This is a genomic window from Glaciihabitans tibetensis (assembly GCF_003003265.1).
GTDB classification, from domain to species: Bacteria; Actinomycetota; Actinomycetes; order Actinomycetales; family Microbacteriaceae; genus Glaciihabitans; species Glaciihabitans tibetensis.
The window spans coordinates 350713-363800 of sequence record NZ_PVTL01000001.1 but is presented as its reverse complement, the minus strand read 5'-3'; the positions used below and the strand labels follow the sequence as shown (position 1 = coordinate 363800).

Below are 13088 nucleotides of genomic sequence, written 5' to 3'. Positions count from 1 at the left end.
CCTAGGTAGACGGTGTATCAATTGCGGCACCGAAACGACGATCCCTCGAAGCGTACAGGGACACGGCATCCCACAGTTGCGTCCGCGAAAAGTCTGGCCACAGCGTATCGAGAAAAACCATCTCGGCGTACGCACTCTGCCAGAGGAGAAAGTTGCTGGTGCGTTGCTCGCCGGAGCTGCGTACGAAGAGGTCGACGTCCGGCATCTGCGGCTGGTACAGGGCTCGAGCGATCGCCTTCTCAGTGATTCCGGAAGGCTTCAGCCGGCCAGCCGCGACCTCGTCGGCGAGGTGCCGCACCGCGTCGGTGATCTCTGTGCGGCCGCCGTAGTTGACGCACATCGTCAAGGTCAGAACGTCATTGTTCTCGGTCAGTTTCTCAGCAAATTGCAGCTCGGAGATGACCGACGCCCAGAGGCGGGGCTTGCGTCCGGCCCAGCGCACGCGCACGCCCCACTCGTTGAGCTGGTCGCGCCGGCGGTGCAGGACGTCACGGTTGAAGCCCATCAGGAACCGCACCTCGTCGGGTGAGCGCCGCCAGTTCTCGGTCGAGAAGGCGTAGACACTGAGATGCTTCACACCCATCTGGATGGCGCCCGCGACCACGTCGAGCAGTGCCGCTTCCCCGGCCTTGTGGCCCTCAATCCGCGTGAGCCCCTTGCCGTTCGCCCAGCGCCCGTTGCCGTCCATAACGATTGCGACATGATTCGGTACGGCACGCTTCGGGATGCTCGGTGGATACAAACCCGTCCAGTCGAGCGGCTTGAAATCGACCGCATCGCGATGGGTTTTGGCGACGGGTGTCATTGAGCGGCTCCGGCAGCGGTATCGGTGTGGGAAGGCAAGGCGGGCCGAAGATCGGGACTTCGATCGACGTGCTGCAGGGAACGAAGGCTCCGCTCCAGGTGAAACTGAGTGTACGCAGCGACAATACCGCTGGCCTGGCTGCGCGTGCGCTCACCGGCGGCTTGAGCGACTGCCCAGTCCCCTGACAACAGCGATGCAAGCAGGTGCAGTGTGGGGGCATCCAGACGCGGTGCGCCGGGCGGCGCGACGCCATCCGCCACTACCCCGCCCAGCTGCACAACGAACGCGGAATGCGGTCCGGGCGCGCCTGTGACGGCGCAGTCCACGAAGCTCGGGGCCCATCCGGCGATCGAGAGCGAGCGCAGGAGGTAGGAATCGAGGGTGAGTCCGGCGGGGTGCTCGCGGCGCGACAGCGAGCGCAGCGCGCCCACGAGCAACAGGTACTGCTGCAGACTGCCGTCGTCGTCCGTGACCTTGTCTGCCGTCTCAACCATTACGGCTGCCGCGGTGTAACTGGAGTAGTCCGAGGCGATGGCTGCTCCGTAGGGGCCGATCGTCTCGGCCTGCGTGATGATGTCGAGACTACGGCCCTCGAAAAGCTGCACATCGGCCACCATGAACGGCTCCAGCCTCGAACCGAACTTGGAGGCGGTGCGGCGCACACCCTTGGCCACCGCACGGATCTTGCCGTGTTCCCTGCTGAGCATGGTGACGATGCGGTCTGCTTCACCCAATTTATGGGTCCGCAGCACCACGGCTTCGTCACGATAAAGGGGCACCGCTCCAGTATCGCTCCCGCGGCAGACATTGTCGGTCAGGCGCGGGGCGCGCGCGGCGTGCGGCGGTGCGGCCGTGCGGCGTGCGGCGTGCGGCGGTGCGATGGTGGGGCGTGCGGTGGTGGGGCGGTGGGAACGCTGTCGCAGCGGACGTGGTAGAAACAGAGCGTGATCTCCGCCGCCTTCGTCATCCCTTTTTGGGCGGATATTCTCGCCATCGGAATCGGTGCGCTGCAGGGAGCGCTGTTCGCAGCCCAGTATCGTGACCGGCGGCTCGACCTGCTGGGCGTTGCCATTGTCGGGATCGCCTCGGGCTTCGGTGGAGGTTTGATCCGCGACATCCTGCTCTCCGAGGTTCCTGCCGCGATGCAGAGCAACTGGTACCTCCCGGTCGCGGTGGCGGCGGCCCTGCTCGGCATGCTGCTCGAGCGGGTTTTCTCGCGCCTGAACGCGCTGATCACAGCGCTCGACGCGCTGACCATTGGCCTCTTCGGCGTAATCGGAACGACCAAAGCGCTCTCGCTGGGAGTGCCGGAGGTGCCGGCGGTATTCGTGGGCGTGGTGTCTGCGGTGGGCGGATCTATCCTCCGTGACATCCTGCTCAACACGCCCATCGCCCTTATGCACGTCGGATCCCTGTACGCCGTAGCCGCGCTATTCGGATGCGTCACCCTGGTCGGCCTCGCGATTGCGGGCGTTCCCGTTATCGTCGCCGCGATCGCGTCCGTGGTCGTCACTTTCGGCGTGCGAATCCTCGCCGTGCTGTTCAACTGGAGCCTGCCCGAACAGCGGCGGCTGGAGCGGATACCGCGGCTGCCGCGGATCCCACGGATCGCTCGATTCCCGCGGAGCAGCAAGGATCGCAACGCCGCAGCGCGCGCGGGCTCTCCCCGCACCGGCGCCATACCGCGGGTGGGTCCAAGCACACAAACCGGATCGATCGCCCGCGTGAGTGCGGGTCCGACGACAGGCTCGATACCGCGCGTCACCAACGCACAGCCGCGCACGGGGTCCATCCCGAAACAGGCGCCGGCCACCCGCCCCGCGTCCACCGCCCGTCTGCCGCGCGGACTTCGGCGAAAGCCATAGCACTACGCCCGGACGCGCCTGTGCCGTCGGGGATACCCCGACCGGCCACGCCAACCGGAACAGATCGACTAATCACGCCGTTCGGGATACCCCCGTCGGTTAGGGTACGAGCCGACTAAACGGCGACGAGCTCGCGATCGCCCGCCTCGGCGCGCACCGCACGATTGACTGCCGAGACCACCGCCTTGAGTGACGCAGTGGAGATGTCTGCGTCGATACCGACTCCCCACAGGGTCTTGCCGTTCACGCGAAGCTCTACATACGCGGCCGCATACGCGTCTCCACCTGCACTGAGTGCGTGCTCGACGTAGTCGAACAGCTCCACCTCAATGCCCTGGTCGGCCATGATGCCGAGGAACGCGGCGATCGGTCCGTTGCCGGTGGCGTTGGCGTCGATCACTTCGTCGCCGATCCGAAGCTGCGTCTGGAGCGAGATGCTCCCCGAGAGATCGCTGGAGGTATTCATGCGAGTCAGCTCGAACCGACCCCACTTGTCTTCCGGACGGTCAGCGGGGGCCGGCAGGTACTCGTCCTGGAACACGGTCCAGATCTGCTCGCTTGTGACCTCGCCGCCCTCGGAGTCCGTCTTGCCCTGCACGACACCACTGAACTCGATCTGCAGGCGGCGCGGCAGGTCGAGCTTGTGGTCGGTCTTCAGGAGGTAGGCCACGCCGCCCTTACCGGACTGCGAGTTCACCCGCACAACCGCTTCGTAACCGCGCCCCACGTCCTTCGGGTCAATCGGAAGGTACGGAACCGCCCAGAGCAGCTCGTCTACCGAGACGTTCTTCTCTGCGGCATCCTTGGCCATCGCTTCGAAACCCTTTTTGATAGCGTCCTGGTGCGAGCCGCTGAAGGCCGTGTACACGAGGTCCCCCGCCCATGGGCTGCGCTCGTGCACCTTGAGCTGGTTGCAGTACTCCGCGGTGCGCCGTACCTCGTCGAGGTCGCTGAAGTCGATCTGAGGGTCGATCCCCTGCGTGAAGAGGTTCAGGCCGAGCGCGACCAGGTCAACGTTTCCCGTGCGTTCGCCGTTGCCGAAGAGGCATCCTTCGATGCGGTCTGCGCCCGCCATGTAGCCCAGCTCCGCTGCCGCGATACCCGTACCGCGGTCGTTGTGCGGGTGGAGGCTGAGCAATACGTTCTCGCGGTGGACCAGGCGCCGTGACATCCATTCGATTGAATCGGCGTACACGTTGGGCGTGGCCATCTCCACGGTCGCGGGCAGGTTGATGATGACCTTGCGCTCCGGGGTCGGCTCGAATACTTCGATGACCTGGTTCGAGATCTCCAGCGCGAAGTCGAGCTCGGTGCCCGTGTAGCTCTCTGGCGAGTATTCGTAGTAGATCGTCGTGCCCGGAACGGTTGCCTCCGCGGCCTTGCACAGGCGAGCCCCCTCGAGGGCGATGTCTATGATGCCCTGCTTGCCGGTGCGGAAGACGACATCCCGCTGCAAAACGCTCGTGGAGTTGTAGAGGTGGACGATCGCCTGTTTGGCCCCGCGGATCGACTCGTAGGTGCGGTTGATCAGGTGCTCGCGGGCCTGGGTCAGCACCTGGATGGTGACGTCGTCCGGGATGAGGTTCTCTTCGATGAGGGAGCGGACGAAGTCGAAGTCGGTCTGGCTGGCGCTCGGGAAGCCGACCTCAATCTGCTTGTATCCCATCCGAACAAGCAGGTCGAACATGATCCGCTTACGCTCGGGGCTCATCGGATCGATGAGGGCCTGGTTGCCGTCTCGCAGGTCGACTGCGCACCAGATCGGCGCGGTCGTGATCTGCTTCGTGGGCCAGGTGCGGTCCGGCAGATCGACGGAAAACTGCTCGTTGTAGGGGCGGTACTTGTGCGTCGGCATGGCGGACGGCTTTTGTGCGTTGCGCATCAGGATCTCTTCCGGTCGTAGTGGTCAGCCAACAGCAAACTCCGCGACGAGGGAGGCCTGGCTAGGACTCGTCGCGGCAGCTAAGGAGAAGCAGACCGAACAACACCCTCCGAGGGTAGCACCGTGCGGCATTGATCGCACGGGAATGGGAGCGGAAGCGGTCGCGGTCGCGGTTGGCGGACTCGGCAGCGGTCGCGGTCGCGGTTGGCGGACTCGGCAGCGGTCGCGGTCGCCTTCGGTAATTCAGGAGATGGCAACGCCGCAGCGAGGGTGCACCGCGCCCCGCCGCCGCGGTAGCCATCGGCAGCCGAGGCGCCGTGCGCCAGTTCCTGAGTTTCCGAAGGCTGCCGGTTGGCGACGAGCCGCCGCGCCGGAACTGCGCCGAAACTGCGCCGGAACCGCGCCGGAACCTTGGCTAAATCGCGGCAAGCGCTGCCACAGGCGTGACCCTCGTGGCCTTGCCCGCGGCGACGACGGAGGAGATCGCGGTCAGTCCCGCAGCACATACCGCCAGCGCGACGACCAGGCCGAGAGGCAGAACAGGTGTTACAAACTGCCCACCATCGAGCGACCCGAACATCGACTGAGCGCCCGCCCAGCCGTAGAAGGTGCCGAGCGCAAGCCCGAGTAAAACGGCAGTCACGGTCAACTGGGCGCTCTCCAGAACGACCATGCGGCGCACCTGCCCGGCGGTGAGCCCGAGCGCGCGGAGCAGGCCCAGCTCCCGCGTCCGTTGCAAGACGCTCAGCGAGAGGTTGTTCACCAGCCCCACCGCAGCGATCAGCGCGCTGAAACCGGTGAGCGCCGCGAATACCGCGGTGATCGCCAGCAGCACGTCGTCCGCGCCGGAATAGGCCGCGGGATCCGCATCAGTGACCCTTTCCATCAGAGCCGCGAAACTCGACAGCGCGACAGTGAACATGGTCACCAGAGTGACGCCGATCACAACACCGATCATGTTGCGGGACGTGCGTTCCGGATAGCGCACGGCATTCTCGGCGGCAAGACGGGCCGTGGCGCCACCACCGAACAGGCGTCCGACGACTCGCAGCGCCCGCGGAATGACCAGGTGCGCTCCGAACGCCAGTCCCGCGAACGAGAGCGCGCCACCCGCTACCCCGATCAGCACACCCGCGGGGGTGACGAGCCCGACCACCACGCCGCCAACGAGCAGTCCGATCCCGAGCACGAACGCGATGACCGCCACCACGTTTCGGGAGCGGCGCGACACGGTCTCTTCGTAACTCTTGTCCTGGGCGGCTCCCGTGGCCTGCATCGGCGACACCCCCAATACCGGACGTGAACCGACCCAGGACGCCAGCCACGTCGTCACGATCACCGCGACAATCGGTGCGGCCAGCACGGGCGAAACCAGAGCGAAGGCGGGCACCGTGATGGCCCCGATAGCCTCAACCGCCGACAGCGCTATCCACGTGACTGCCGTTCCGGCGAGCAGACCCAGACCGCCCCCGATGACACCAACCCACAGCCCCTCCCGGCTTACCGCCGCGCGCTGGGCTGAGGCGGTCGACCCGAGCAGACGCATCAGCGCGATGGTGCCCGTCCGCCCGGCGATGATGGTCGCGAACGTGTTGGTGGTGACCACCGCTCCGACGTACACGGCAATCACGATGAACACGGCCGATGCGAGCTGGAGCATCACCGCGGCCGAACCGCTCGAGCCGGTGGTGTCGTCCACCGCCACGATCGCCGCGATCGCGTCGCTCACCTGCAGGAGCGTGACACCGAACGCGGAGCTCAGCCCAGCCACGAGCACGCTCGACCCGTGATCACGCACACGATCGACCCACATCAGGCGCGCTCCATTGCGAGCATGAGTGAACTGATCTGCTCGGGGGTCGAGCGGCCCTGCTCGCGGACGACTTCGCCGTCGGCCAGGAACACGATCCGATCCGCGTAGCTGGCCGCGACCGGGTCATGCGTCACCATCGCGATGCTCTGCCCGTACTCGGCGCAGGCCGTGCGCAGCAGCGCCAGAACCTCCCTACCCGATCGGGAGTCCAGATTTCCTGTCGGTTCATCCGCGAACACGAGGTCAGGTCGGCTGCCCAGCGCCCGCGCTATCGCCACTCGCTGCTGCTGCCCGCCGGACAGTTCGTGCGGGCGGTGCCGCAACCGGTCTGTGAGTCCCAACGAGATGATGAGGTCGTCGATCCACGCGCGTTCGGTCGTAGTGGGACGTCGTCCGTCGAGTTCGAAGGGCAGCAGGATATTACCCTCGACGTCGAGCGTGGGCACCAGATTGAACGCCTGGAACACAAACCCGACCCGACGACGACGCAGAACCGTCAATTCCGTATCGTTCAGGGCAGTCACATCGGTATCGCCGAGCCAGGCCCGCCCACTCGACGGGGTGTCGAGGCCCGCCATGATGTGCATCAAGGTGGACTTGCCGGAACCGCTCGGTCCCATAATCGCGGTGAATTCGCCGCGGTGCAGCGCGAAGGTGACCCCGGCTAAGGCGACTACGGCGCTTTCGCTGGAACCGTACGACTTCGTGAGGTGTTCGACGCGGGCGACCAATGCTCGTGGCGCCGCAGTTCCGCTGGCCGCGGACGCCGTTGGTGGTGAAGGGAAAGTTGTCATGGTTCCACGCTAGGAATCCCGAGGCTGGTTCGAATCGGGCGCTGGTCGCGCATTCAATACGCCGAGCGGATGATCCGGGCGGGCCTCACCGCACGAGGCGACGGCTTTCGCCCCCCTGTGCTGCCGCGATCGTCAGTCCACGATGCGGTGTTCGAAAGCGAACACGACCAGCTGCACGCGGTCGCGCAGCCCGAGCTTCCCTAGTATCCGACTGATGTGCGTCTTGACCGTTGCCTCGCTGAGGAACTCCCCCGCAGCGATCTCTGAGTTGCTCAGCCCCCGCGCCGCGAGGAGGAAAATATCGTGCTCGCGGGCCGTGAGTGAACTAAACGATTCGGGCGCCGTCGGACCGGGCGCCTGGGAGTCGAAGTGTCTGAACAACTCGCGCGTCGCAGCGGCGGCGATGACGGCCGTCCCCGCGTGGACCGTACGGATCGAAGCGAGAAGGAACTCGGGGTCGGTGTCTTTCAGGAGGAACCCGCTCGCGCCGCCGCGGATCGCGCGCGTGGCCGCCTCGTCGAGGTCAAAGGTGGTGAGGACGATGATGCGAGGCTGGGCTTGCCCGCGAGCGGCAGCCGCGGCGAGGATCTCGCGGGTCGAGTCGATCCCGTCCATCACCGGCATGCGGATGTCCATGAGGATCACGTCCGGCAGGGCCTCCGCCGCCATCGTTATTCCTTCCGCGCCGTTACCCGCCTCCCCCACGAAGAGAAAGTCGGGCTGCGACGAAATAAGCATGCGAATGCCCGCGCGAAACAGCGCCTGGTCATCGACGAGCGCGACCCGGATCCTGTCGCTCATGCGCGTATCGCCCGTGCCGCGGGAATGAGGGCCGTCACGACGAATTCCCGGTTCCGGGGTTCAGCTGTCAGGGAACCGCCGACGAGTGCAGCGCGCTCGCGCATTCCCGCCAGGCCGTGTCCGATGCGCAACTCTCCCGTATGGGGGGATGACAGCAGGGTGCTTGTGATGGAAACCTCCAGGTAATTTTCCGACCAGGTAAAGAGCATTCGGGCGGGCTGCGTCACATCGCCATGGCGGAGGACGTTGGTGAGCGCTTCCTGCACGATGCGGTACACCGCCAGCTGGTGTCCGGTGCCGAGTGTCGTACTCTGCCCTCTCACCTCGTCGACGATGGTGAGGCCCGACCCGCGCATCTGCTCGAGCAGCCGTTCCAGGTCTGCGAGGGCGGGCTGGGGTCCGGCGCTCTGGCTGTGACGGAGCTGACTGAGAAGCAGGCGCACATCCGCCAACGCCTCGCGAGCGGTGGTTGAGATTGCGGTCAGCGCACCATCGACGGCTGCGGGGTCCTGAGCCCGGGCATACCGCGCGCCGTCCGATTGCGCGATGACCACGGCAAGGGAATGCGCGACGACGTCGTGCATGTCGCGCGCAATCCGGTTGCGCTCCTGCTCAACAATGACTTCCCGTTCGGCCAGCTCGGCCTCGGCAAGGGCGGCGCGCTCGGCCTCTCTGCTCTCGCGCGCGGCTATCCGGGTGCGAACGAGCAGTCCTACCGTCCACGGCAGCCCGAGGAGGACCAGCATCGCAACCAGCTGGAAAAAGAACTGGAGAACGATGGTGGCCAGGCTGTCGGTAGCGCTCGGTCCGAAGAGGAACATGGAGGTGAACGTGAGGAACACGCTGCCGAGCAGCGCGCCAAGACCAACTGAGGCGAGGCCGAGCCACTTGACAACCCGTCCACCGTAAGCAGACGTGGAGTAGACCACCGCCAGGATGGCGAAGTCGGCAACCACCGGTGCGAGCTCAATCGCGTACATCTGAGCGACAGCCGCGACCCACGACAGCGCGAGCGCGAGGCCGGGAGCCAGTCTCCGCAGGAGCAGCGCCGAGGTGAGGACGACCGTCAGAGCGGTGTAGCCTCCTGAGCCGTCACCAGTGACGGCCGCGACAAGGAAGAAAACCGCGGCAACCAGGCAGTCGACCGCCACCTGGTACGGGCGCAATGATCGGAACATGTCTCCACGGTACGGGCACAAACCTGACCCGCCGGTCCACTCCGCGCAAGATCATCCCAGCGATGTACGGTGCCCGGAAACCTCGACCAGACGCCCGGGCAGGTCGACGTTAGAAGCCGAGTCGCCCCAGCTGCTTCGGGTCGCGCTGCCAATCCTTCGCCACCTTGACCCTGATCGACAAGAAGACCTGCTTGCCCACGAGTTTCTCGATCTGCACTCTGGCTCGCGCGCCGACATCCTGCAACCGCTCGCCCTTATGCCCGATAATGATCCCCTTTTGGCTGTCACGCTCGACGAAGAGGTTCGCGTAGATTTCGAGCAGATCCTTGTCTTCACGCTCGATCATGTCGTCGATCGTGACCGCGATGGAGTGGGGCAACTCGTCCTCAACGCCTTCGAGCACGGCTTCGCGAATGAGCTCGCCAACCCGGGATTCCATCGCCTCGTCAGTCGTCGCGTCCGAGGGGTACAGCGCTTCCGACAACGGCATGAGTTTGATCAGTTCGTCCGTGATGATGTCTAACTGGATTTGGCCGGTGGAAGACACCGGGATGATCGCGTCCCACTCGCGCAGAGCGCTCACCGCCTGCAACTGTTCTGCCACGGCGGGGCGGCTCGCTGCGTCGATTTTTGTCACGATCGCAACCTTCTTCGCACGCGGAAAGCTGTCGAGCTGCTCGCTGATGTACTTGTCGCCTGGCCCGATCTTTTCGTTCGCCGGAACACAGAACCCGATGACATCCACGTCGCTCAGGGTGTCCTGCACGATGCTGTTCAGTCGTTCCCCGAGCAGCGTGCGCGGGCGGTGCATGCCCGGGGTGTCGACGATGATGAGCTGCCCCTGCGGGCGATGGACAATGCCGCGGATGGCTCGGCGCGTGGTCTGCGGCTTCGATGAAGTGATCGCAACCTTCTCACCGACCAGCGCGTTGGTGAGCGTGGATTTACCGACGTTTGGGCGACCGACAAAACTGACGAAGCCGGCGCGGAAGGGGTGAGCTGATTCTTGGCTCGTCATAAGTGAAGTCCTAGGTTCTGTGGGGGAAAGATGGGGTGGCCGGTTATCCGGCGTCGGAATCGCCCAGGAAGGCGTCCTGCGCCTCGACGAGTGCTTGGTCGCGTTCGACCAGCACCGTGCTCACGCGTTTGCGGCGGCCCTCCGTGCGCTCGGCCGTGAGCACAAGGCCGGACGTGGTCGCGACCGACCCAGCGACCGGGAGTCGACCGAGCGCCTTGCTCAGCAGACCGCCCACCGAATCGACCTCGTCGTCCTCGAGTTCGAGCCCGAACAGGTCGCCCAGTTCGTCGACGGGCATCCGCGCGCTGACCCTGAACCGTCCCGCCTCGATCTCCTCGAAGTCAGCGACCTCGCGGTCGTACTCGTCGGAAATGTCGCCGACCAGTTCCTCGATCAGATCCTCGAGAGTGACCAGCCCGGCGATGCCACCGTATTCGTCGACCACCATGGCGAGGTGGTTGGATTCCAGCTGCATCTGTCGCAACGTGTCATCCGCCTTCTTGGATTCTGGAACGAACAACGCAGGGCGGGCGAGTTCCGCGGCCGTCACCGTCTCACTGCCATCCGACTGCTCATAGGCGAGGCGCGCGACATCACGGAGATACAGCACGCCGACGACCTCATCGATGTCCTCGCCGAGAACCGGCATCCGGGAGATTCCGCGGCTGAGCAGCAGGCCCATGGCGGTGCCAATTGAGTCGTCCCCGTCGATCGTGACCATGTCCGTGCGCGGAACCATGACCTCGCGCACCACGGTCTCGTTGAATTCGAAGATCGAGTGGATGAGCTCGCGGTCGTACTCCTCGAGCACGTCTAGTTCGGTCGCTTCATCCACCATGCTGAGCAACTGTTCCTCGCTAGAGAAGGTTGCCCCCTTGGGCCGTCCCGGAGTGACGCGGTTTCCGATGGCGACGAGAGCATTGGCGAGGGGGCCAAGGAACAGGCGTACCGCGCGGATCGTGCCCGCGCTGAATCTGATGATGGCGCGCGAATGGGCACGTCCGACGCTGCGCGGACTCGAGCCCACCAATACGAACGACACCGCCGTCATGATGAGGGCGCTGAACAGGAACGCCCACCACCAGTCGTCGAACGAGTAGGCGAATGCGAGCGAGACCAGCACCGCCGCGGTCGTCTCGGAGACCACGCGCATGAAGTTCAGCGCATTGATGTGGGCGCCGAAATCGTCCGAGATGGCGAGGATCGACCGACGCCGGCGGCTGTGCGCGGCGAGGTCGACGAGGTCGGTGCGGCTGAGCACCTGAAGTGCCGCATCCGAGGCGGCGAGCAGCCCGCCGAATACAACGAGGACCGCGGCAACTACGACGAAGGTCGCGACCATGGCCGGTTACCTGCGTCGTTCGGACATCGCGAACCCCACGAGGAGGTCGCGCTGAAGGCCAAACATTTCTTTCTCGTCCTCGGGCTCAGCGTGATCGAAACCGAGCAGGTGCAGGAGGCCGTGCGTCGTCAGGAGGAAGAGCTCTTCGATGATGCTGTGGCCGGCGGTCTCCGCCTGACCGATCGCGACCTGAGGGCACAAAACGATATCGCCGAGGAGACCTGCGGGGGTCGGTGCGTCTTCGGTGCCGGGCCGCAGCTCGTCCATAGGGAAGCTGAGCACGTCCGTGGGGCCGGGCTCATCCATCCACTGCACGTGAAGTTGCTCCATCGCGGCCTCATCGACCAACACGATCGCCAGCTCGGCGTCGGGGTGCACATGAAGCTGGTCGAGGTTGTACGTCACGAGGCGCTGGATCGCGAGCTCGTCTACCGGAACGCCGGATTCGTTGTTGATCTCGATCGACACTTAGCGACCCCACCTTTTGTCTGGTCTTGTCGAACGCTGGTGGTCCGCAGGATTGTTTCCGCGGCGATCCGCGCGATTCACGGGCTCAGCGCCCGTGGGGCTCTGGTGCTCGAAGCGCGCAACCTGTCGCTCGGCATCGAACCGGGTATACGCGTCGACGATCTGGCCGACCAGCGTGTGGCGCACCACGTCGGCGCTCGTCAGTCGGGAGAAGTGGATGTCGTCGATCTGGTCGAGGACCCGGGTGACGAGCTGGAGTCCGCTGGCGCCCGTCGGCAGGTCGACCTGGGTCACATCGCCCGTAATCACCATCTTGGAACCGAATCCGAGGCGGGTCAGGAACATCTTCATCTGTTCCGGACTCGTGTTCTGGGCCTCATCGAGCACGATGAACGCGTTGTTGAGGGTGCGGCCGCGCATGTACGCAAGGGGCGCCACCTCGACGGTGCCCGCCGCGAGAAGCTTCGGCACCATCTCCGGGTCCATCATCTCGTTGAGCGCGTCGTACAACGGGCGAAGGTACGGATCGATCTTGTCGGTGAGGGTGCCCGGGAGGAAGCCGAGTCGCTCGCCGGCCTCGACCGCGGGACGGGTCAGGATGATGCGCTCGACCTCTTTGCGCTGCAGGGCCTGCACTGCCTTCGCCATCGCCAAATACGTCTTGCCGGTACCCGCGGGACCAATCCCCACGATGGTGTGGGTGTCGATGGCGTCGACGTACTCCTTCTGCCCGAGCGTCTTCGGCCGCAGGCTTTTGCCGCGGCTTGTCAGGATCGGCTGGCCAAGCAGGTCAGATGGGCTGCCCGCCCGCGAGTCCAGGATCGAGGCCGATGACGTGACGTCGGTGGTGTCCAAATCTGCTCCGTTTCGCACCATTTGTACTAGCTCCTCAACGAGTCGCTGCGCTGCCTGCACATCGTCGCTGGCTCCCCCGAGGGAGATCTCGTTTCCGCGCACCAGCACGGAGACCCGCGGATGCTGTCGTTCAATCGTCTTAAGTAGCCGGTCCTGGGGACCAAGCAATCGCACCATCGCGACGCCATCCACGAGGATGACAACATGGTCGTCCTCGGAAGCAACCCGCCGCGGCCGAGCGGCGTCTGCCGAGGGCTCTGTCTGCGC

At 65.3% G+C, this 13088-nt stretch carries 11 protein-coding genes and 1 pseudogene; 1 reads left to right on the top strand and 11 read right to left on the bottom strand.

The genetic code is table 11. From position 1 onward, the window contains the following. Position 1 precedes the first annotated feature (1 nt). Both B0I08_RS01785 and recO read right to left on the bottom strand, forming a co-directional pair. Entirely contained in the window at positions 2–805 is an 804-nt protein-coding gene (locus B0I08_RS01785) for an isoprenyl transferase (RefSeq protein WP_106209216.1), read from the bottom strand. Further along, on the bottom strand, positions 802–1584 hold the full coding sequence (recO, locus tag B0I08_RS01780; RefSeq protein ID WP_106209214.1) for a DNA repair protein RecO: 783 nt from the start codon (positions 1582–1584) through the stop codon (positions 802–804). The genes B0I08_RS01785 and recO overlap by 4 nt, the downstream gene beginning before the upstream one ends. Before the next feature lie 165 nt (positions 1585–1749). On the opposite strand from recO, the pseudogene B0I08_RS01775 reads away from it, so the two are divergent. Further along, a pseudogene (locus tag B0I08_RS01775) lies at positions 1750–2388 on the top strand (trimeric intracellular cation channel family protein); the annotation flags it as partial. 397 nt (positions 2389–2785) lie between these two features. On the opposite strand, the gene leuA reads toward B0I08_RS01775, so the two are convergent. The 9 genes from leuA to B0I08_RS01730 form a co-directional block, all read right to left on the bottom strand. Continuing rightward, positions 2786–4552: a 2-isopropylmalate synthase gene (gene leuA, locus B0I08_RS01770; RefSeq protein ID WP_106209212.1), complete on the bottom strand. Its 1767-nt coding sequence runs from the start codon at positions 4550–4552 to the stop codon at positions 2786–2788. Positions 4553–4967: 415 nt separating this feature from the next. Then, positions 4968–6365 carry an ABC transporter permease gene (locus B0I08_RS01765; RefSeq protein ID WP_106209210.1) on the bottom strand — a complete coding sequence of 466 codons (1398 nt, stop codon included), beginning with the start codon at positions 6363–6365 and terminating at the stop codon, positions 4968–4970. Beyond that, a complete protein-coding gene (locus B0I08_RS01760) occupies positions 6365–7159 on the bottom strand; it encodes an ABC transporter ATP-binding protein (RefSeq protein ID WP_106209208.1) in 795 nt (264 codons plus the stop codon). Before B0I08_RS01760 ends, B0I08_RS01765 begins: the two co-directional genes overlap by 1 nt. Positions 7160–7291: 132 nt before the next feature. Beyond that, positions 7292–7960, bottom strand: a complete 669-nt coding sequence (locus B0I08_RS01755; protein WP_106209206.1) for a response regulator — start codon at positions 7958–7960, stop codon at positions 7292–7294. Further along, positions 7957–9138, bottom strand: a complete 1182-nt coding sequence (locus B0I08_RS01750) for a sensor histidine kinase (RefSeq protein ID WP_106209204.1) — start codon at positions 9136–9138, stop codon at positions 7957–7959. Before B0I08_RS01750 ends, B0I08_RS01755 begins: the two co-directional genes overlap by 4 nt. Positions 9139–9247: 109 nt before the next feature. Then, entirely contained in the window at positions 9248–10156 is a 909-nt protein-coding gene (gene era / locus B0I08_RS01745; protein WP_106209202.1) for a GTPase Era, read from the bottom strand. Positions 10157–10199: 43 nt separating this feature from the next. After that, positions 10200–11498: a hemolysin family protein gene (locus B0I08_RS01740; RefSeq protein WP_106209200.1), complete on the bottom strand. Its 1299-nt coding sequence runs from the start codon at positions 11496–11498 to the stop codon at positions 10200–10202. 6 nt (positions 11499–11504) lie between these two features. Continuing rightward, positions 11505–11966, bottom strand: coding sequence for an rRNA maturation RNase YbeY (gene ybeY, locus B0I08_RS01735; RefSeq protein WP_106209198.1), 462 nt, complete (start codon positions 11964–11966; stop codon positions 11505–11507). After that, positions 11967–12998, bottom strand: a complete 1032-nt coding sequence (locus B0I08_RS01730) for a PhoH family protein (RefSeq protein ID WP_245884486.1) — start codon at positions 12996–12998, stop codon at positions 11967–11969. Positions 12999–13088: the final 90 nt, after the last annotated feature.